Here is a 20,747-nt window from a genome sequence, read left to right as displayed (position 1 = left end):
GGGGATAGCCGCGCTTGCAACTTGTTGAACAATATTGCGCAATCAGTGAAGGTTGTCTGCTAACAGTAAGCTAAAAGTAAACAAAAGTAGTTTAAGCAACAATTGTAATAAATATACGATGAACTTGCTTTGCCCTTTGTTGTCTTCTTAATGAATCTTTGTTCATACTAGTGTGTCAGTCATTCAGGCTAAAGACAGCTAGAGTATGTAATATATTAATCTGTATTGAAAAAGTGGCTTCAATCACAGCCGTGCCGCTTTTGTCCAATCAGATTGGAATAACCTATTTAACTAGTATAAAGTGGTTCGCCTAATAAAAGTAAAGGTTATAGTAACCACGTGTAGATGCTGAGGAAGCTTTAAATGAAATCTCTTTATAAATATTCACTAGTGGCTTTGGCCGTTGTTGGTCTTACTGCGTGCAATCAAGAGCAAGAAGCTGTTGCTGCTCCGGCCGCAGTCGAATTGAAAACTGAAGCGCAAAAAGAAGCTTACAGCGTTGGTGCGTCAATTGGCACATACATGGCTGGTCACATTAAAGAACAAGAAGAGCTTGGCTTAGCAGTAGACAGAGATCTTATTGTGACAGGTTTCAGCGAAGGCTTGAATAGCGAGCTTAAGCTTACTCAAGAAGAGATGCAGACAGTATTGCAGAGCCTTGATGAAAAGCTAAATGAGAAACGCCAAGCACAAGCTGCAATTCTTGCAGAAAAGAGCTTAGCTGAAAGCACAGCTTATTTGGAAACAAACAAAGCAAAAGAAGGCGTGACGACAACTGAGTCTGGTCTACAGTATGAAGTATTGACCGAAGGTACTGGCGAGAAGCCTGTAGCAACTGACACTGTTAAAGTCCATTATGTTGGTACACTAACTGATGGTACTGAGTTCGATAGCTCAGTGGCGCGTGGCGAGCCTGCAACGTTCCCGCTTAATCGTGTTATTCCTGGTTGGACTGAAGGCGTACAGTTAATGTCTGTTGGTTCTAAGTTCAAGTTCGTTATTCCTGCTAACTTAGCATATGGTGATCGTGACACAGCTACGATCCCTGCTAACTCAACTTTGGTATTTGAAGTAGAGCTATTAGATATTGAAAAAGCCGATGCTGCTGCAGAAGCAAGCGCTGCACACGCTCACTAATCTTCCTCTAGGGTGAAGAAAAAAGGACGCTTTGGCGTCCTTTTTTGTATCTGGTTGGCAGTGGGCTTATGCTTACTGCTTTTTCTGTGGTGGGAATTGAGCCAAAATTTTGCTCACTGTTGCATTGGTTTCTTGCGCTTTCTCTTCCCCACCATCATCGAAGCTAAATTTATCGCTACCTCGCCAAATGAGTTGCTTTGTCTGTGGGTCGAGAATATCGATCTGGATCGTTTGAATTTTAGCCGTATCACTGCCTACTGGTACATCGACGCTGGTGCCAATACTGCCGCCACTTGAACTGCCCCATGAGCCCGCGCCTAGGCCAATAGAAAAACCGGAATCCTTCGGCTTATCATCAACTCTAAATCCATAAGTGACGAGAAAGTCAGCATTATCATCTTGTTGAACAAAGCCCTGAGTTGTAAGAGCTGTTGCAATCGATTGCTGTATTCTGGCGGCGCTTAAAGGATCTGTCGTTTGTGCTGGGTTTATCTGGCTAAAACTTTTTAGCGGAGCAAAGTTATAGTTAAGATCGTAATCATTTTTTGGGGTTGAGCTGCAACCAAGCTGAGCTAGTAGCGGTATTGATATTGCGCAGGTGAATAGAATACGTTTTAGTATGTTCATTATCGAACCTCTCATTTTAGGTGGCAACGCCTTTGTCTTACTAGCCTATAACTTTGGATTACTTAGTGCGATGACTGTATTAGGTTAAAAGTTAAGTATAGTCATTTTAGTTAGGTAGACAGCGGTTATGTAGCTAATGCAATTGGTATTAATCTTTACATAGTATATGTTTAGGGTATGGAACAGTTAGAGTTTTTTGAAATCCCCAGTCCCTGCATTGGTGTTTGCCAAAGTGATGCAAGGGGATATTGTAAAGGATGTTTACGTAATCGAGACGAAAGGTTCAAGTGGCTCGAGTTTTCTGATGCGCAAAAATTTGACGTTATTAGACTGTGTAAGCAGCGTAAGCGTCGCCGCCAACTTGCAATGTTAAAAGCTAGAAAGGCACAATTAGTTGAAGAGAGAGCGAAGGCAAACCCGAGTTTAGATTTTCAGGAACTGCCGGAAGAATCACTCGATTCAAAAGATTTTAAATTAGACTAGGGGCTGTTGATCTTTCACGGTTGTTTTTGCCGCAGTTTATTGGCTATTTTGACAAGGCGGAGGCTATGCCGTTTAGTTATTCTCCACAAATAGTCTACAACACAGTAAAAATAGCCAAGAAACGCGGCCCTTTGGGTTCGATTCAATGCTTCTATTCTTTTATGACTAGAATGTGTTATGAGCTTTTCACTTAGCCGGCTAAGCTTTATCGCTCAAGCCTTGTACTAGAAGCATTATTCCTTACGGTAAAGAACCGAACAAAAACTAAGCTCGAAAGATCAACAGCCCCTAGTGGATTACGACTCGAGCCCATTGCAGGCGCTATGGCTTATGCCAGATTAGCGTGAACTGAGTGAAACCTGGCTGACTTTCTAGTGAAACTCTGCCTTGATGTCGCTCCATTATACGCTTGATAATGGCTAATCCTAAACCATGGCCCTTATTACCATTAGTGCTAGTTTCACTGCGATAAAAGGGTTCAAAAATTTTGAGCTGATCCTGCTGCAAAATTCCTTCACCATCATCAGTCACAGATAATAAAACCTGCTCTCCTTGCACACTTATCTCAACGGTAATTTTGTCAACGCAGAAGCGCTGGGCATTGGTAATTAGGTTCTGCAACGCGCGCTCAATCAGAGACGGTTCGGCCATTATTTGCGCCGATGTTTCTGTTTCAATTAGCTCTATCGTCGTTGAATGGTGTGTCTGCAGGCGACTTATGGTTTGTTTAGCAAGGCTGTTTAATTCACAACGTTCAAACTGTAGTCCTTCTCTTTGGGTCTCTAAGCTCGCGTAGGTAAGTAGCTCTTGCAGTAAGTTTTCCATCTCCTTGATATCGAGTTGCATCTCATCAAGAAAGGCTTGGCGACGTTGGGGCTCTGACTCTGGCAGGCAATATTGTGGGATCAATGCTAGGGCGAATTTAAGGCGGGCAAGCGGGGTGCGTATTTCATGAGACACTGCATTTGAAAGGTGTTTTTGGTTTTCAATCAATGCACTTATATGTGCTGCCATATCATTAAACGTTGTTGCTAGCGGTAATACTTGTGAGCGCTTAGTCAGCTTAATACGGGTATTCCATTTGGCTTGACCAAATTCTTTGGTTGCATTACGCAGTGTTTTCAAATCTTTAGATAGTGGCCAAACCCAGATAAGAGTGACAAAAGCTAAGGACAAATAAAAGAATATATTATAAAGACCTCGTAAGCTGGCGTCAGGGTCGAGCTCTATTGGCCCTGCCATTAGGATGTGATCGCCTACCGCTATAAATTGTAACTCATGGTTGATATCATAGGGGGTGGCGATCACGGCATCATTTTGCACCATTTGATCTTCTGAGAATGCAACTTGATCGGCATCGAGTAATGCTAGCGGGAATTTGGGATTGTTGTTGATGCTTTTGAGCATCTCATGTCGCTCAGAGTGTGGCAGCTTGCTTAACACCTGCGCTAAAGCCACTAAAGGTGCGTCTAGCGCACCTTCTTGATCGACATTCTTTTTCCAAAGACTATCGAGCGTCCAACCTATACCCAGAAAGCCTAGGCTTAACAATAGATATAAACTTAAAAATAGACGCTTCATTTATGGCTAACTTGAAAGTTAGTTATTCCATGCTTCCGGTGCGAATAGATATCCCTGTCCCCAAACCGTTTTAATCCTAAAAGGTGTTTCTATGTTGTCACCCAGTTTCTTTCTCAAGCGAGAAATACGCACATCTATCTTTCTATCTTTACCGTCAAAGTCGATATTTAGCAAGTACTGATAGATATACTGGCGGCTCATGACTTGGCCAGCTTGAGAAGCGAGTAACCATAACAGTTCAAACTCATGACTAGTAAGATCAACTTCAGTCTCGCCTAAGCGAATGGCTTGAGTGTGTGGATCGATACTTAGTTTACCAAAGCTTAAGCAGTGAGATTCAACTTGAGGTGGCTTAGCCTGGCGACGCAACAGGTTATTAATTCTGGCCACTAACAGTGCTGGGTCGACCGGTTTGACCACATAATCATCAGCACCTAGCTCTAGGCCTTTAATTTGGTCTTCGTTTGAACCTAATGCGCTCATCAATAAGATAGGGCCGGCAAAGTAGTCTGGAAGCTTCTCACAAAGTGTTAAGCCATCCATGCCTGGCAGCATTATATCTAACAGGATAATGTCAGGTTTATAGTTGATAAGGCGGGTTAAGACAGTATCTCCGCGACGTTCGACTTCGACGTGCATTCCATGCGATTTTAAGTAATCTACGATCAAGTTGGCCAGACGAATATCATCTTCTACGAGTAGGACTCTATGCGTAGATTGAGAGTTGGTCATTAGAATAAACTCCATGGGTTGCGGTAGCGACGCCTAACCTGAGGCGACGAAGCTTGAGTAACTTTTAATTTTACACCCGCAAGCGTCTCGTGGGTATCTTTGTCTATCATGACAAACTGAATATCTTTGTTTGCACTGATATTTACCGCTAAAGAGTTAACATCTGGTGAACTGTTGCACCATTTCTTTAGTTCTTTGTAATCAGAAAGGATGCAAATGGGGCGGTCGTGCAACAATTCCCACCCAAGTACAACTTCAGTATTGCAGGTTTCTTCATCTGCACTGGTAATACAAATCTCGGGAGATAGGCTTAGGCTTGCTGCCAATGGTTCTTCTTCATCTTCATCAGCGACAGCGTAGCCGCTCAATACTGAGCAGAAAATAAAACAGAGAAATAATTTTTTAGTTAGCGATAGCACTGATATTAAAACCTGTATGCTGCGCCTACAAAATAGGTAGTTGTGTAATCTTTCTCGACTAGAGGACTATCAACAATTGCATCGGCAATGTCGGTATAGCGTGCAACCAGCAGTAAATTCCAATTCTCAGTTAACACATATTGTCCTGTAAATTCGATACTTTGATTCAAAGCTGACTCTGCTTGATACATCTCGCTCCAATAGGGGCTTTCGCTCGGTCTGATACCGTAGTAATAGTCAACGACTTGCTCGCTCTTCCAGTCTAACACAGCTGCAAATTCAAAATTCCAGCTATCTAGCGGAATATTATACAGCCATTTTAGCTGAGCTTCTGTTCCGTTATGTACATTAAAAAGATCATGTGCAACAGAGGCTTTTACTATACCAAATCTTGTGTAAAGAAAAGCTTCTGCTCCGCCAAGATATGTAAAGTTTCTGTTTGCTAGTTCGCTGGTGTCGATTTCTGGCTCGCTACTAGCGGCCATTATAGTCGGGCCTCTAGTCGTTGCACGTTCGACACTATTTCCCTTTAGCAGAAAAATATTAGAGGGATCCCAACGATAAAAGAAAGCACGATCGGTACTAAAGGTGCCGACTAAATTGATCGTATAGTTCTCACCCTCTGTAAGAGTGTAACCAATATTCCCATTATCAAAAAACCACTGATCACCGTAGTAAGCAATGGTAGGAATGGCATAAAGAGGAATATCATCAAAATCTTTAAGTGGATTAGACTTCTCACCGTAGCCGAGTGCAATACCAATATCCCAACGACCCACTTCAATGCAGCCGCTGTTGTTATCGCAACCCTCACTGCTGTTGCTTGCATGGGCTGTAGTTGTTAAGAAGCTAATGCTTAAGATTAGCGCCAATAAATAATGCATATATTGATATCGACTTATGATTACAAAATTAACAAAAGAGAATATAGAGTATCACTATTTGCTAATGGCAGCATGGGGTTAAAGTGGATTTGTTGCAAAGTGATACAGGTCACAAAGTGTTCAATCGAAGACTCAAGTTTGCGCCATTGTAAGTGTGATTTTGTCGGGCCTGGAAAATTCACTTGGGCATAAAAAGCTTAGGCTGCTGAATAAGCTAAAGTTTACTACTCTCTGGATCGATAGTTGTAAAAATATATAAGCCTTTTCTCTAGTGGTTCGAACAAGGTTCTCCTTTTATTCAGCAGGCAAATACTCATCGCGCTCTGCAACTCTGCTGTACATTATTTTTTAAGCTGAGTTGCATTAATTTGAGCTCGCTCACGCTTCGCTTCTACTTTTACTGACGACAAATGCAATGGCTTCATCATCAAGACTACGTTTGGAAAGGTAGCTAACCGTTTTTGCTTGCTTGATTAAAAAGCCTTGCTCAGTCTCTTTGACTGAAACGATATCTTGCCAAAGAATAGTGCCTTTGACATAGAAAGAATCATTTGAGATCCCCTTAGTGTCAATCGTTAAGGTCACTTCATTATTAGCCGCCTTACTCATCATTTGGCGCAGTAGCCACCACGGTTTTTTGTAGCGGATATTTAGTGCTTCTAAAATCCCTAAAGCGATCAAAAACCATGAGGCGTAGGCATTGATCCCCGTTAGTAGTAATAGCACACCAATAAGGGTAAAGATGATCGCCTTTCGATATGCACGTATCGATGTATCTAAAATTACAGATTCATCAAAGCACTCACTGAAATGACTTTTATCTAAGGTGTACTGTGTGGTGTAGCTATATTCAGAGTTCATTGGGGCTCATTCGTTTGATGCTTGGGTGCCAGCTCTGCTAGCAATTGGCCTAAGTTTGCATATAGTTGATTAACTCAGGCTTAATCACGCTATATTGAAGCAAAGCGTGATAATGATAAAGAGGTTAAATGCGACTATGGCAACGATACCGAAAGATTTTGTTAATTATAAATCAACGCCGCTGTTTGATAAGGACACTGTGCCAAAGATGTTCCTGCATCTGCATAACACTAAAGCGGGAGTATATGGGCAGATCCATGTACTGCGCGGCACGGTTAAATTTTATGGTTTTAAGGATAGGCGAGCAGAGGTAGAAACCGAACTACTGATTGAGGTAGGGCAAACTGCTATCTCGCCACCGCAGTATTGGCATAAAGTTGAGTTACTTACGGCTGACACCCAGTTTCGTGTCGATTTTTGGGCGCAAGTTGACTCTGCCATAGTGGCAGAAAACCAAAGTGAAAGAGACGCCTAGCCAATCGCAGTACTGCAAGGTTATGGCTGTGTTCAGCTAGGAGTTTACTTCTGTTTAATGGCTAACTGGCTTTATCGCTAAAATGTCGCACTTTAATTGATCGATGATGACCGATGAGGTGTGGCCTTTTAAATCACTGATAAAGCCGTGATGTTCACCCGCGCCAATCACTAGTAAATTGGCGTTACACCTGTTAGCGATGACTGGGATGATGTGATCGGGAAGCCCCTGTTCAAGGTGTAGGTGGTCACTTTCTAGTTGGTAGGCTCTTGCTGAGTCAACCAAATGCCCCCAATGCTGACTTCTTTGCTCCTCATCGCTAATGAAGTTTGCCTCGCGTTTAATGGACATGCTCCAGTTTTCCAGCTGATAACAATTTAGCAGATGCATGTCATTTTCTAGTAGACTCGCGAGCTGCTGGCTATCTTCTAGCAAGTCTTGATTCAACTCTCTATGAGCAATGTTAGAACCAGCCGTTTCTAAAGCGGTTAAAATGTGCCCCTGTTTTTGCCATGACTTATTACCGACGATCAAAATCGGGAGATTGCTCTCTCGCAGTAGGTGATCTTCGCAACTGGGAATAAACTCACTGACGATAGTATTGTGATGCTGATTATTCATTACCACTAAATCATAGTCGCTAGCATTGGTCTCATTAAGGATCGCAATGTGGTCTTTGGTGTTTTTAATTTTCTTAACCTCGATTTCGACACCTAGGCGTTGATATTTGCTGATTAGTTTATTGACGAACAGCATTGGATCTAGCGCATTATCGGGGATTAGACCTAATCGATTGAGGAAGTTGTTATAGGGCTTTTCCACCTTTAAGGCGGTGACCTTAGCTTTGGTTCTACAGGCAAGTTGTAGCGCTTTGTTTAAGGCAAATTGGGCGACTGAATTGTTGTCTACTAGCGCTAATGTATGGTGGTACGAGATCATAGTGAAATACTCCATTTACCTTTCACTCCATTTCGAACAACTGTAGTCGAAAGCTCAATAAACACTAGGCTTGGCTAATATCAAATAGCACTTAAAGCCACTCTGGTAAGTGTCTTTCAATCTAATTACGATAAACCGCTGAATTCCTTCGTATCAACTATGCATCCTTTTCACTCATTCACATAATTTCAAAATAAAAACTTGAGTAAATGGAATGTTAATTAACTTTAACCTGACATTAACCTAGTGAGTCGGTAAAATTTTTAGGGTCATAAAGGAGTTGTGATATGCCAATAAACATAAATGAAACAGCAGATAAGTTTGCAGTAAAACAGAATGGATTTGAGTTAACTGATTTATTGGAGATGCAGACTGAATTTGCATTAATAAAATCGGCGTCGCAATCGAAAATGCTAACTGCAATGCTGTGTATTGGCGTTGCTTTTTTTAGCGCCTTTGGACTGTTTTTACTTCACATGGCACCCAGCTAGCGCTAATGAAACTGCTAAAGCAGTTTAGTCATAACGAGCACCAATCCATATAAAGCTAAGGAGAAGCGATGTTTGTATTTGCAATGGAACTTGCGTTTTGGGTTGTGTGGGATTTAGTACTCTCGTTTGTCTTGTATTTTACTGGCGCCGTAGTGATCCGCATTTTTACCTTTGGTAAAACCTGCTACCCCTTAGCACCAACCAGCTTTTTTCAGCGTCGAAAAGTGCAGAAAAGGGATCCGTTTAATAGCGCTTTCATCGTTGGTTTTCTATTCTATGCTTCGTTGTTTGCAGCTGCGATTTGGCTTTCGTAGAAAGGTCTTTAGGAGCCGCTTAGCCATAGTTTTAGGTTCAAACAGCTGTTTACATTCTGGCCATTCAACAGTAGCTTAGCGTTAAATAACAGTTGCTAGCAGAATCAAATGACAATTAGAAAATCAATTTTGATCACCGGTGCCAGCTCAGGTCTTGGCCGTGGTATGGCCCTTGAGTTTGCGCAAAAAGGGCGGGATTTGGCGTTATGCGCCCGTCGAATGGACAGGCTTGAAGCCTTAAAAATCGAGCTTGAAAAGATTAACCCGTCTATCAAAGTCTCAATAAAAACTCTCGATGTCACCAATCATCAACAAGTATTCGAAGTGTTCGAAGCCTTTAACAAAGAGCTAGGTAGTATCGATAGGATTATCATTAATGCCGGAATGGGCAAAGGAGCGTCTATCGGTACCGGTCACTTTGAGGCAAACAAGCAAACCGCTGAGACCAATTTTGTTGCATTAATCGCTCAAGCAGAAGCTGCGATGCAGATTTTTAGAGCGCAGAACGCAGGTCATTTAGTGACTATCTCTTCGGTGAGTGCAGTGCGTGGGTTTAGGCGGGCAATGACAGTCTATGCGGCGAGTAAAGCTGCAGTGACTTCGTTAACTGAAGGGATCCGCATTGATGTGATGCACACGCCAATTAGCGTCAGCTGTATTCACCCTGGGTTTATCCGCAGCGAAATCAACGACCATGTCGAGAAGGTGCCTTTTATCGTCGATACCGACGTTGGCTGCCGAGCCATGGTTAAAGCGATAGAGGCCGAAAAAGCCAATAGTTTTGTACCGAGCTGGCCATGGGCAGTATTGCACTGGATTCTGCGAATAGCACCGAGTTCGTGGGTCAGAAAAATGAGTTGATCAGGCTCATTGCTGCGATATAGTTGGCTCTGATTATCAGTAGCGATTTCGCTCGCTTGGCACATCACTAAGGTATTGCACAAACTCTACTTCATAACCATCCGGGTCAATGTAATAGGCATTGCGGCGATAGGGATCTTCTGCGCCATCTTTATCGACGGGATGGCCAATCGCAGCTAGTCGTGCAATGACGCCGTCAAGATCGTCCACCACAAAAGCAAAATGAGCCAGCCCAACTTGGTGGCCACTTAAGTCTCGGTTATTGCCAACACCATCGTCATTGAAAGTCAGATACTGATAGTCATCACCAAAATGAACCCAGTTCCTATCCACTCCATACCACTGACTGACACCACCACCACGGGTTTTCCAGTGAGGGAAAATTGCTTGATAAAAAGCTAGCGTTGTAGGGATATCTTTTACCACTAAATTTAAATGTTCTAGATGCATCATAATGTGCTCCTTGCTGTTGCTCTTGGGTGTTACATGCCGTAACAGTACTCTTGTTGTTTAGGGTAGGGCTTATCTTGATGATTACTGCGAATAACGGTTAAAGCCTCGCTGTACTGCGCCAACATGTACAAGCAGTAGTCGATGCGTTCTCGTAAGTGCTTATCACGATCATCAACGGCTTGTTCAGTATTTAATACCTGCTCGACATTACGAATAATGAGGTGATCAGGTGTTGCAACTAGCTTGTTGTTTTTTAGCGCATTCATTCGTAGCTCTGCTATCGGGTAGGCACCGCTAATGCCGCTTACTACTGAGACTAACAGCGCTGGTTTGTGCGCCGTATCTTGGTTATCACACATTAATAGAAAGTTTTTCATCAGTGGCGATGCCATTCCACCCCATTCAGGGGTAATTAATATTAGCGCATCAGCACGTTTTACTTGTTGTGAGATAAAGGGCCAGCGACTGCCGTCGGTTGTTTTACTCTCGGGATCACCATCCCAAAAAGGCAGTTGATATTGGCAAAGTTCAATGTGTTTCACTGTATGACTCGGCTGGATCTGTTGCATTAAGTATTGAGCAACTTTGGCGCTTTGCGAGTCCTTTCTTTGGCTTCCACTAACAATAACTAATTCCATTTTAGTAAACCTTTTTGTTTATTAAGTGTTATGTAAAGTAATATCTTTACATAATAAAGTAAAGAAAAAAGTTTACTTAAAAGCTGATTCGGTAATAATGTGCACTAAGCGTTAAGGGGAAACTATGAAGACCAGCGACAAAATATTGCAGATGTTAAAGACCCAAGGGGAGTTGACCGCTAAAGTCATCGCCACCGAGCTTGGCTTAACAACCATGGGCGTGCGTCAGCACCTTCAAAGCTTAGAAGACAACAGTGATGTGGTATTTGAAGACAAAAAAGCTTCCCGCGGTAGGCCTACACGTTATTGGTCATTAACTTCAAAAAGTAATAGCCATTTTTCAGATCGCCATGAAGAGCTTACGGTGCAGCTGATCGATTCTGTAAAAACGATTTTTGGTGATCAAGGCTTAGAGCAACTTATCGCCCATAGAGAGGATGCTTCTTTTAAGCTGTATCAATCAGCCTTAGCTGATGCTAAAGATCTACCCGCCAAGTTAGCAGTACTTGCTAAACTGCGTACAGAAGAGGGGTATATGGCCAGTGTCGAAAGCACAGACGGTGTCTATTGGCTGCTAGAAAATCATTGCCCCATTTGCGCAGCCGCGTCTTCATGCCTTAACTTTTGCCGCTCTGAGTTACAACTGTTTCAAAATCTATTACAACAAGATGCCAGCATTAGCCGAGAGGAGCATATTATCGAAGGTGCCAGGCGTTGTGCCTATAAAATAGTGCCGTTAAACGGATAACAGTATGGAATCTAAACGAGCACGGCTAGATAGGTTTATCAGTACAACCAAAGGGATTAACCGCAAGCATGTCAGAGTACTACTGGCTAAAGGGCTAGTTAAAGTAGATGGTGAGATAGCCAGAGATGTCGATCAGATTGTTGATGAGTTTTCCTATATCACGCTAGAGGGCGAAGTCCTACAAGCCAATACACCGACTTATCTGATGCTGCATAAACCTGTGGGGGTGGTAAGTGCCACTGTTGATGACAAGCATAAAACGGTAATCGACCTACTCACTCATCCCGACAAGCAGCAGTTACATATTGTCGGCCGCTTAGATCTCAATACGTCAGGCTTACTGCTGCTAACTAATGATGGCCGATGGTCAAAACGGTTAATGTCACCTGAGCATAAGGTGGCAAAGCTTTACCGTGTAAATTTGAAAAACCCAATAGATGAAAGCTATATAAAAGCTTTTCAAGAGGGGATGTATTTTGAGTTTGAAGACATTACCACCTTACCAGCCAAGCTTGAAATTATTGGTAGCCATACCGCTTTGGTAACCTTGTTGGAAGGGCGCTATCATCAAATAAAGCGCATGTTTGGCCGCTTTCGCAACCCTGTTATTGGGCTGCATCGTATTTCCGTAGGCGAAATAGTGCTAGATCCGCAACTATTAGCAGGCCAAAGCAGAGTGCTCTCAACCGCAGAAATTTGCTGCTAAGCATTCGTCTTTGCTGTGCATCTGCGAATGCACAGGTGAGCAGCGTGCTTGGCTATCTAAATATAATCTTAAGTAGATCAAGCCGTAAGTTGATTGCTGCTTTACAGTTACGCACTGCCATTGGTAGCTCAACTAGTTAAATCCTCTAGCAGTGTGCTTTTCCGTGTTGATACGTGCTGCTTTTTTGCGCTGTGACCCAAGCCAAATTATTGAACTTTAACTTGCCACTAACAGCGTAGAACACGCTTTCCTACCTATCGCTATGCTATACCTATAACTAAGTATTCAATTAGACCTTATACATCATGTTAAATGACTCGCTAAAAAAACTGTCTGAGTTAGATATTTTCTGCCTTATCGTGTTTAAGACTTTGTATGAAAATGGTCATGCAAATACCACGGCCAGTGAGCTACAAGTATCAGCCCCTAAAGTGAGTCGCTGCTTAACTCAACTGCGTATTACGTTTAACGATGAGCTTTTTTACCGCCGCCAGCAAGGGCTCAAACCCACTCCCTTAGCCGAAGCTTTATATGAACCTATCTGCAGTTTCTACCGAGCTGTTAACCATCTTGAGCAAGTTGCCTTTGACGAAGATGAAATAGCTCAAATACCGTCGCTTAATATTGCAGTCACTCAGAGCATTATGAGTAGCTTAGCCGTGGCGATTAGTGAACATGCAGAGCAAGAGGCGATGGGGAAAATCCGTTTACACTGTTGGGATTGCCATACAGCAGAGCAGATCCATAATGGTGAGCTAGATTTTGGTATAGGGTTTGACACATCAAACGCTTCAGAGTTGGAGTGCGAGTTACTGGGAACGCTCGATAGTGTGCATATTGCAGCGAGAGTACAGCATCCTATCTGGCAGCACATGCCTAACATCACCTTAGAACAGATAGCACAACAACCATTTTTATACCTCGAAAGTAAGGGCTTTAATGATAAGATTGATCCGCTAGAAATGTATTGTCGCAATGCCAGAATTGAGCTTAAGAGTGTAGATAAAGTGGCTAGTAGAGAGGCATGGTTTTGCCACCTGATGACCATGGGAAGTATCGCTTTTTTGCCTGCTGTCGAGGCTGACGTGTGCAATAGTATCCCCACTTTGAGAACTGAACCACTGCCAAAAGAGCAAGTGAGTCTATTGCACGGTGACATGCTGTCACCCCAGTATTTTATTGTAGAGAAAGAGGCTAAAAACCGCCGCTACACTATAGGTCAAAGAGAAATCTTGATTCAAATAGTTGCAGATCTACTCCACTCTTACTAGCCACTTCAGGCATGCAGTTTTTGCTAATTTCAATTAATGAAATTGCCATTTTCACTAATTGGAATTTCATTAATTGAATCTTTAAATTCTAATCACAAGCTGTAAACAAAATTGTTTCACATATCTCGCATTCTTCTATATTCAATTTACTGCGTTTGCAGAAAATAATACCTATAAAGGGATAAGATGATGAGAACACATAAGAAGTCTTTATTGGCGATGGCATTAATCACAGCCATGGGTCTAACAGCTTGTAGTGATGGTGACGATGGCAAAGATGGTGCGCCGGGTGAACCAGGTATTCCTGGTACTCCAGGAACGCCCGCTGGAATTACTGTCGATACGGTTGGCAGCGCTGCTGACTTTGTACTTACACTCGCTCCTGCTGACATAGTCGTGGTCGGCAGCGATGATTTTTCAATTAAGTTCACAGTAACAGGCAAAGATAGTAAAGGCGAAGCAATGCCTTTTACCGGTTTAGATAAAGTGGCGCTTTATGTGATGAATCAAGCGGCCAATGAAACGGATACCGGTGCCCCAATTCTCTGGCAGAACAATGCACTCGCTAATGAGTTTGGTTCTAGCATGTACTGTACACCAACGGGGAAGGCAACCGCTCGTGGCGGCGCAGAAGTTGATGCATGTACCTTAGTTGAAGATGAAACTAATCCTGGCACCTATACCGGTACTTGGGAGCATGAAGGTAATGCGCCAGTTGTGCTAGCAGATGGCGATGCTAATAACCTATTTCGCGTAATGGTGCGTACTTATAATGTAGTGGATGCCAATGGTGTTGGCATTTCAGACAAGCTGCTATCAACACCCGTTGATTTCATTCCTGCCACGGGCGAGCTTGCTATTTCGCAAAAGGACTCAGTTTCTAATGCGGCTTGTATTAAGTGTCACAGTCAACTCGACGGTTATGCAGTCACTGACATTCGTATTGCCAACATCGGTGCGCACCATAACTATCAAAAAGTGGAGAACTGCGTAGCGTGCCATAACCCCGCTTATGCGGGCGGCGAAGCTGACCCAGAAAAAGGTTGGAACGCAAACTGGAACGCGATGATCCATACGCTGCATGCTGGTCATCACCTTGATCTTACGGGCGAAGCTAAAGAAGAGTTTGGTGAAATAGGTTTCCCATCAGAGTTAAATGAATGTACCACTTGTCATGACAATGGCATGCAGTGGAACGACAACGTTTACGCTGAAGCCTGTGTCTCTTGTCATACTGACGTTAACTTTGAAACGGGTGAGGGCCACTTAGGTATTGTACCTGAGAGCGATGCGGCATGTTCTGGTTGTCATGGCGGTGGATCTTTGAGCCCAGAACAAGCACATAAAGTGGGTGTGCGGGCGATGGCGACTGACTCCATTGAGATTGCAGTAAGCGCCGTCTCATACACTGAAAGTGCTACGGCTGATGCTGATGAAATCGTTATTACATTTGACGTTAAAATCGATGGCGCAGCTGTCGCTGATGGTTTTGAGTTCACTGGCTTCACTAAGTATGACGAGATGAAGACAGGCTGGGTTAATGCAGATGGTACTTATTATGGTAGTAAGTCGGTTAATCTAGACGGTGTTGTTGCTGCTGGTGGTCAACTGGTTGTTACTCAAACAGCAGATTACAACTTAGACGGTAAGAGCATTGCCATTACACCACGCTTCTCAGTGTGTACTGACGCTAAAGGCATGATGATTGAGTGCTTAGACGCAAGTGGCGAAGCACAGTATGATATTGGTTATGTAGCTATTACTATGGCTCCAGCATACTGGAACTTGGCTAATGCTGATGGCAGTGATGCTAACATCTCTCGCTTTAGTGACCCTGAACGCGTGACCGCTGACGAAGCTAAATGTAATACTTGTCATACCTCTTTAGGTATTGCGAAACATTACGGGGATGAGCGTTTTGACCAGTGTGTTGGGTGTCATAACGATACTTGGGGTGGGTCTTATCATGTACAACCTGAGTATAAGACTGATGAAGTAGATGCTGACGGCAATCCTATCTTCAAGCCAATTGAAGGTCTGAACTACAATACTCGTGACTTGTTTGCTGTTGCTCACCGTTTCCATTCAGGACTTTGGGATGATAACCGAGGCTTCCCTGCGATTCACTTGAATTCAAACATGGAAACTAAAGGGTATCCGGCGGTAGCAACTCAATGTGCAGCTTGTCATAAGGATGGCGTGAATCTGTTCGCTGCAGATGGTGGATTAGCGTCAGGTAAACGTGCAATCGCGGTTGATGGCGCAGCAACGACATTTATTAGCCCAACAGCTGAAGCGTGTCGAACTTGTCATGCTCATTCAGATGCCGCGGCGATGGCTCACTTTAAGAGTAATGGGGCCGTAGTCGATGGCGAGCCTTCATCGACGGCTAATCTACCTGTTGAATCTTGTGCGACTTGTCACGCCGAAGGTAAGACTTACGGCATTGATAAGATGCATGCTGGAGGCGCCCACTAACTTAAAATTATAAAAGCATCACCCGCGGCGAGATCCCCTGCTTCTCGCCGCAATTGAACCTCTTGGGAGCCTTCGGGCTCCCCTTTTTTTGATGCAAATCATCTTTTAGCTCGAATAGAGTCCGATGTACAACTTTGTGAGCCAGCGCAATATTTAACCTCAATGCATAACCAATAACATCATTTGCTAAAGTGCTAATTCCGCATGCGTGTGACGGTGGTCACTTTTTCTGTGGGAATTGTGGTATTGCTCTTGGCGGCCTTTCTTCGTTTGAGGCTTTAGCAATGATTAGCCTTAAGTTTATGAATACTAATATTAAATGTGGATAAATATGTTTAGGAGTGCATATTTGAGTGGCATCGAGAATGATTGATTGACGTTATTGGTTGCTCTAGAATCCGCGGCGCTAAGATTAACCATTGTTAATCTAGTGCGGTTAACCATAACCGCTACCTATTTGATTGGCCAATTCCTGTAGGGGAACTCAATGTCTACACAGCACACCAATTCTTTAGCAAATCCAGCGCCGCTTGGCTTAATGGGTTTCGGTATGACTACCGTTTTGCTTAATATCCATAACGCTGGCTTTTTCCCTATCGACTCTATGATTTTAGCGATGGGCATATTTTATGGCGGTATTGGACAAGTATTAGTGGGCATGATGTGTTTCAAACGTGGCGATACCTTTGGTACGACAGCGTTTACCTCTTACGGTTTGTTCTGGTTAACACTCGTTGCACTTATTGTTATGCCAAAAATGGGGTTAGCAGCAAGTCCAGCGAGCTTTATGGGTTGGTATTTAGCGTTATGGGGCATGTTCACTGGCTTTATGTTTATCGGTTCAATGCGCTACCCACTGGCCAAACAGATCGTATTTGGCTCGTTAACCATACTGTTTTTCCTGTTGGCTGCACGTGACTTTACTGGCAGCGAACTGATTGGCACCATTGCTGGCTTTGAAGGTATTTTCTGTGGTTTAAGTGCTATTTACTTTGCCATGGCGCAAGTGCTTAACGCTGAGTATGGCCGAGTTATTCTTCCTGTTGGCAAAGTCAGATTTGCTGCAAGCACAGCTGCGGTAACTGAGGCGACGCCATCGTTAAAAGCGGCGTAAGTTTATCGGGCTAGAAAACAAAAAAGCTGACATTCATGTCAGCTTTTTTAGTTTTAAAGCGAGTTCACATAAGTGAGTTCAGTTTAGCTCTGTTGTAGCTTGTACAACCATTTACCATACAGATAAATACCCACCGCAGAAATCGTACCGATAGCCGCAATGATGTACCACGCCATACCAATGTTATGGGTGTTATACAGTAAGGTCGTTAATTCTTGTGCAGGCTCACCTGTGAAAGCCACCAAAGTGGTAAAGGCTTCACCTTGAGGAATGGCACTAATTTCAGTGGCACTCATACCACGCTCAGCTAATGCTTCTAAAGAGAAGATCTCTTTTGAGGCATACATCTCATACAGTTTAGGGCCAAAGAAGCCTTCAAGCGTCCAGCCAATACCTTGAGGAAGCATAACAAAACCAAGATACATGGCCTTTTTGCCTTCAGGGGCAATGTTACCCATAAACTCATTTTTCTTCGGACTAATCATCATTTCGCCGAATGAGAACATCGCAATCGCTAGTACGATCATCCAAGCTGCGTTCGTTGCACCAATCAGTACAAAGGCAAAAATACTCAGTAAGCAACCACCTAACATTGCTGTAGTAATACGGTACTTGGCCGTTAATGCCGCCACTAAGAAACAGGTGGTCATGATCATACCGGCGTTAAGGTTAAGCATCCCTTCTGGCATCACCTTTGTACCGCTATTATCTAAGCCTAACCAGAACTGGAAGAAACCATTAGAGGTACCTTCAGGGCCAAATAGCGAAGTCACAATCACACTGGTATCGACCCACTCAGCGATGTGAATTGGCAGGACGTCGAACAGTGAGTTGAACAGGAACCAGAAGCCAGCGAATACCAACATGTAATAGATAACCACAGGCTTTTTCAGCTCATGCAACGCATCACGCCACAATGCCACTTGTTTAATTTCGCCTGACTTTACTTTACGGTTACGCTCCAAACGTTCCTCTTTACCAGGCTCTTTATAGGCCAGTAAAAATAGGAAGTTAAGTGAGATAATTGCAGCACAAGCAAAGAAGACATTATCCCAAGACAGTTGGCGCATGTGCACGGCAACAAGTGGCCCTAAGAAACCGCCAATGTTAACTACTTGATAGAATATACCCCAGGCCATCGAGGTGTTTTGTCGACCTGTAGACAGTACTAGTGTGCCCTGAATGCCGGGCTTAAATACCCCGGTTCCCCCGGCAAGCAGCATCGCCCCAATAAGGAAGCCATAGAAGCTTGGGAAAAAGGCCATCACTAAGTAGCCTGCGATCTTAATCAGCGTTGAAGCGAAAATCGTTTCTTTATAACCAACACGGTCAGAAATACCGCCAGTAAACACTGGAATAAAGGTTTGCATCATCGCCCAAAGGCCGATAATGATACCGTAGTCACTTAAGGTGATCCCTAGGCCACCTTCAGATACAGGCGCTTTAGCGTACAAGCCCGCACTGGCTTTAACACCATAGTAGGCGATACGCTCGACCAGCTCCATGCCGCCGACAATCCAAAATATATAGCTTAAGCTGGCAATTGAGGCCCACATTCCCAGCTGTTTGACTTCCCGTAGGTCGTTATCTGCGTAAGCATCTTTTGACTCGCTCATAACTTTCCTTTCATTGTTTTAATTATTTATATTTATTATTGCTTTCGTATTGAAGAAGCATTTTTATGTTGGTTTTGGGTAGATTGAACGTAAGAATCTTTGCCAAAACGCTGCAAGCTTGTGATTGCAGTCGACACTTTACCTAATTTGATGACAAACACCAATGCGTTAATGGCTGTTTGAGAGGAACTCATGCTGTTGAACAAAAGGCAGGCACTACGGAGTTGCTGTAACAAAAAGCGAATCGCAGTAAATATTGGAGTTTTATGCAGCAAAGATTGATAAAAGTTGATGGTTTTGCACTGATCAGTATTATCCAATAACAGAGGCAAATAACGGCGCCATGAGCACCATTGCAATGCCTGTGAATATCATGGTTAAACTGGCAATAACCCCCTCTTGTCTGCCTATTTCACTGGCTTTTGCTGCGCCCGCACCGTGAGCTGAGGCGCCAAGGGCTATTCCTTTTGCAACAGCACTGCGAATGTTAGCGACTCTAAATAAGGGCTCGCAAATAAGCATCCCCATAATGCCTGTGAGCAAAACCAGCATTGCAGTAAGCTCAGGTATACCGCCAAATGCTCCTGTTGCTTCTATCGCAAATGGTGTAGAAACTGAACGAACCATTAAGCTATTGGAAAGCTCTGTCGGCATGGTGGTTAACTGCATCAATAACCAAGAGGTCAGTAAACCAAGCAAAAGTCCAACAATCACTCCAATGCTTAAGGTAATAGGGTATTGCTTTATCAGTTGGCGCTCGCGATAAATCGGCACCGCAAAGGCGATAGTCGCTGGAGCGAGCAGTGCCGCTAGCCAGTGGGTATATTGAAAGTAACTTGTCAGAGGGATTTTTAACACCACCACGGTGACTAAAATCAGCAAGGGCGCCAACAAAATGGGGGCAAACCATACACGCTGCTTGCGGCGATAAAGTGCTTTACTGCCATAGTAGCAGCCTAAAGTTAATGCTAGGCAAAGTAGCGCTAATAGAGTGAGATTCATAAAGGTACTCCAGAAACTGTATGCGTTGGCGCTATTTTTACTGGAGCCCTTAGTAACTGCGCACGCTTACGCTGTTTTTGTAGTTTTAGTCTACGTTCAAAATTAAATAGTCTATCTACGGTAAATGCAGTGCCAAGCAATACTAAGCAGCTTGCTGCTAACATCGAACTGATCAGCGTGACGCCATATTGTTCCAATATGTCTTCGTATTTTAGAACGGCGACTACCGGTGGAATGAAAAATAGTAGCAGGTCGCCAATCAACCAAGCCGCGCCGCTGTTGACCGCTTTTTCTGGAATGACTTTACCGCAGAGTAATAACAGCAGTATGGCGAGTCCTATCACGCTGCCGGGTAACGGAGAATGCAACCAGCTAGCAAGTTGCTGGCAGCTGTAAGCAAATAGGCAAAAAAAGCTAACTTGGGTTAGCAGCAAAAAGAGTTTACCGAGTTTAGATTGGATAGCGCTGAAGCTGAGGGGCATAACGAACCTGATTTGAATGCTGTTTAGAACTGACTAAAGTTTACTCCTGAACGGTTAATTAAAAAAATGAATGTTATTGATTGAGTGTATTCCAAAATGGAATTTATGGCGCTAAATAAATCGCTGACAGGCCATCAAAAAGCCCCAAGTTAATGGGGCCTAAATCAGTTATCTATTATTGCTACATGAGGTAAGGGTTACTTGGTGACGACCCACAGTGCATGTAGTAAACCTGGGATAAAGAAAAGTAGACACAAAATGATATTGATAAGCAGATCTTTACCTACGCCACTTTTTAGAAATACAGCCACAGGCGGCAGTAATATTGCGATGATGATCAGTAACAGTTTGTTCGTATCCATCAATAAATCTCCATTTGTAGTTTTCAGTTTTGCTTTCAATATTAAATAGCTAAATCAACAAAAAACGAAAGCT

The 20,747-nt window shown here is 43.4% G+C and carries 24 protein-coding genes; 11 read left to right on the top strand and 13 right to left on the bottom strand.

Annotated elements, in window-relative coordinates; all coding sequences use genetic code 11:
* The first annotated feature begins 363 nt into the window (after positions 1-363).
* The gene (fkpA, locus tag L2730_RS04050) at positions 364-1,137 is read left to right on the top strand and encodes an FKBP-type peptidyl-prolyl cis-trans isomerase (protein WP_248973420.1); all 774 of its coding nucleotides are present in this window, start codon (positions 364-366) and stop codon (positions 1,135-1,137) included.
* A 72-nt stretch (positions 1,138-1,209) separates the two neighbouring features.
* On the opposite strand, the gene L2730_RS04045 is transcribed toward fkpA, so the two are convergent.
* Positions 1,210-1,764 (bottom strand): DUF4136 domain-containing protein, encoded by a 555-nt coding sequence (locus L2730_RS04045; protein WP_248973419.1) that lies wholly within the window; start codon positions 1,762-1,764, stop codon positions 1,210-1,212.
* Positions 1,765-1,941: 177 nt separating this feature from the next.
* Here L2730_RS04045 and L2730_RS04040 point away from each other — a divergent pair, with 177 nt between their 5' ends.
* Positions 1,942-2,247: a DUF1289 domain-containing protein gene (locus L2730_RS04040; protein ID WP_220738445.1), complete on the top strand. Its 306-nt coding sequence runs from the start codon at positions 1,942-1,944 to the stop codon at positions 2,245-2,247.
* A 321-nt stretch (positions 2,248-2,568) separates the two neighbouring features.
* Here the strand turns inward: L2730_RS04040 and L2730_RS04035 are convergent, their stop codons facing one another.
* The 5 genes from L2730_RS04035 to L2730_RS04015 form a co-directional block, all read right to left on the bottom strand.
* Positions 2,569-3,828 carry an ATP-binding protein gene (locus L2730_RS04035; protein WP_248973418.1) on the bottom strand — a complete coding sequence of 420 codons (1,260 nt, stop codon included), beginning with the start codon at positions 3,826-3,828 and terminating at the stop codon, positions 2,569-2,571.
* 18 nt (positions 3,829-3,846) lie between these two features.
* Complete coding sequence (locus tag L2730_RS04030) at positions 3,847-4,560, bottom strand: response regulator (RefSeq protein WP_020911068.1); 714 nt, start codon at positions 4,558-4,560, stop codon at positions 3,847-3,849.
* A complete protein-coding gene (locus tag L2730_RS04025; RefSeq protein WP_248973417.1) occupies positions 4,560-4,979 on the bottom strand; it encodes a DUF3019 domain-containing protein in 420 nt (139 codons plus the stop codon). Before L2730_RS04025 ends, L2730_RS04030 begins: the two co-directional genes overlap by 1 nt.
* 5 nt (positions 4,980-4,984) lie before the next feature.
* A complete protein-coding gene (locus tag L2730_RS04020) occupies positions 4,985-5,863 on the bottom strand; it encodes a MipA/OmpV family protein (protein WP_248973416.1) in 879 nt (292 codons plus the stop codon).
* Positions 5,864-6,241: 378 nt separating this feature from the next.
* The gene (locus tag L2730_RS04015; RefSeq protein ID WP_248973415.1) at positions 6,242-6,724 is read right to left on the bottom strand and encodes a YcxB family protein; all 483 of its coding nucleotides are present in this window, start codon (positions 6,722-6,724) and stop codon (positions 6,242-6,244) included.
* Positions 6,725-6,860: 136 nt separating this feature from the next.
* On the opposite strand from L2730_RS04015, the gene L2730_RS04010 reads away from it, so the two are divergent.
* Entirely contained in the window at positions 6,861-7,199 is a 339-nt protein-coding gene (locus tag L2730_RS04010; RefSeq protein WP_248973594.1) for a TehB family protein, read from the top strand.
* Between the two features lie 54 nt (positions 7,200-7,253).
* Here L2730_RS04010 and L2730_RS04005 read toward each other — a convergent pair whose 3' ends face one another.
* Complete coding sequence (locus L2730_RS04005; RefSeq protein ID WP_248973414.1) at positions 7,254-8,153, bottom strand: universal stress protein; 900 nt, start codon at positions 8,151-8,153, stop codon at positions 7,254-7,256.
* Positions 8,154-8,425: 272 nt separating this feature from the next.
* Between L2730_RS04005 and L2730_RS04000 the strand changes: the two genes are divergently transcribed.
* The 3 genes from L2730_RS04000 (at position 8,426) to L2730_RS03990 (ending at position 9,804) form a co-directional block, all read left to right on the top strand.
* Positions 8,426-8,629 (top strand): hypothetical protein, encoded by a 204-nt coding sequence (locus tag L2730_RS04000; protein WP_248973413.1) that lies wholly within the window; start codon positions 8,426-8,428, stop codon positions 8,627-8,629.
* Positions 8,630-8,697: 68 nt separating this feature from the next.
* Entirely contained in the window at positions 8,698-8,943 is a 246-nt protein-coding gene (locus L2730_RS03995; RefSeq protein WP_248973412.1) for a hypothetical protein, read from the top strand.
* A 108-nt stretch (positions 8,944-9,051) separates the two neighbouring features.
* Entirely contained in the window at positions 9,052-9,804 is a 753-nt protein-coding gene (locus L2730_RS03990; RefSeq protein WP_248973411.1) for an SDR family oxidoreductase, read from the top strand.
* Between the two features lie 36 nt (positions 9,805-9,840).
* Here the strand turns inward: L2730_RS03990 and L2730_RS03985 are convergent, their stop codons facing one another.
* Positions 9,841-10,257 carry a VOC family protein gene (locus L2730_RS03985; RefSeq protein WP_220738452.1) on the bottom strand — a complete coding sequence of 139 codons (417 nt, stop codon included), beginning with the start codon at positions 10,255-10,257 and terminating at the stop codon, positions 9,841-9,843.
* A gap of 29 nt (positions 10,258-10,286) precedes the next feature.
* Complete coding sequence (locus L2730_RS03980; protein ID WP_248973410.1) at positions 10,287-10,895, bottom strand: NAD(P)H-dependent oxidoreductase; 609 nt, start codon at positions 10,893-10,895, stop codon at positions 10,287-10,289.
* 124 nt (positions 10,896-11,019) lie between these two features.
* Here L2730_RS03980 and L2730_RS03975 point away from each other — a divergent pair, with 124 nt between their 5' ends.
* The 5 genes from L2730_RS03975 to L2730_RS03955 all read left to right on the top strand — a co-directional run bounded on the left by L2730_RS03975 (position 11,020) and on the right by L2730_RS03955 (position 17,212).
* Complete coding sequence (locus tag L2730_RS03975; protein WP_248973409.1) at positions 11,020-11,643, top strand: helix-turn-helix transcriptional regulator; 624 nt, start codon at positions 11,020-11,022, stop codon at positions 11,641-11,643.
* Positions 11,644-11,647: 4 nt separating this feature from the next.
* Positions 11,648-12,349 (top strand): pseudouridine synthase, encoded by a 702-nt coding sequence (locus tag L2730_RS03970; RefSeq protein ID WP_248973408.1) that lies wholly within the window; start codon positions 11,648-11,650, stop codon positions 12,347-12,349.
* Positions 12,350-12,654: 305 nt separating this feature from the next.
* Complete coding sequence (locus L2730_RS03965) at positions 12,655-13,620, top strand: LysR family transcriptional regulator (RefSeq protein ID WP_248973407.1); 966 nt, start codon at positions 12,655-12,657, stop codon at positions 13,618-13,620.
* Between the two features lie 189 nt (positions 13,621-13,809).
* A complete protein-coding gene (locus L2730_RS03960) occupies positions 13,810-16,098 on the top strand; it encodes an OmcA/MtrC family decaheme c-type cytochrome (protein WP_248973593.1) in 2,289 nt (762 codons plus the stop codon).
* 487 nt (positions 16,099-16,585) lie between these two features.
* The gene (locus tag L2730_RS03955) at positions 16,586-17,212 is read left to right on the top strand and encodes an acetate uptake transporter (RefSeq protein ID WP_248973406.1); all 627 of its coding nucleotides are present in this window, start codon (positions 16,586-16,588) and stop codon (positions 17,210-17,212) included.
* Positions 17,213-17,295: 83 nt separating this feature from the next.
* On the opposite strand, the gene L2730_RS03950 is transcribed toward L2730_RS03955, so the two are convergent.
* The 4 genes from L2730_RS03950 to L2730_RS03935 all read right to left on the bottom strand — a co-directional run bounded on the left by L2730_RS03950 (position 17,296) and on the right by L2730_RS03935 (position 20,674).
* Positions 17,296-18,828: an MFS transporter gene (locus L2730_RS03950; RefSeq protein WP_248973405.1), complete on the bottom strand. Its 1,533-nt coding sequence runs from the start codon at positions 18,826-18,828 to the stop codon at positions 17,296-17,298.
* 312 nt (positions 18,829-19,140) lie between these two features.
* Positions 19,141-19,830: an LrgB family protein gene (locus tag L2730_RS03945; protein ID WP_248973404.1), complete on the bottom strand. Its 690-nt coding sequence runs from the start codon at positions 19,828-19,830 to the stop codon at positions 19,141-19,143.
* Positions 19,827-20,312, bottom strand: coding sequence for a CidA/LrgA family protein (locus L2730_RS03940; RefSeq protein ID WP_248973403.1), 486 nt, complete (start codon positions 20,310-20,312; stop codon positions 19,827-19,829). Before L2730_RS03940 ends, L2730_RS03945 begins: the two co-directional genes overlap by 4 nt.
* Positions 20,313-20,509: 197 nt before the next feature.
* Positions 20,510-20,674: a YqaE/Pmp3 family membrane protein gene (locus L2730_RS03935; protein WP_012144718.1), complete on the bottom strand. Its 165-nt coding sequence runs from the start codon at positions 20,672-20,674 to the stop codon at positions 20,510-20,512.
* Positions 20,675-20,747 lie beyond the last annotated feature (73 nt).

The sequence above is a fragment of the Shewanella kaireitica genome (assembly GCF_023284045.1).
In the GTDB taxonomy this organism is placed as follows: Bacteria; Pseudomonadota; Gammaproteobacteria; order Enterobacterales; family Shewanellaceae; genus Shewanella; species Shewanella kaireitica.
The sequence above is the reverse complement of the archived record's forward strand: the minus strand, read 5'-3'. Positions and strand labels throughout refer to the sequence as shown.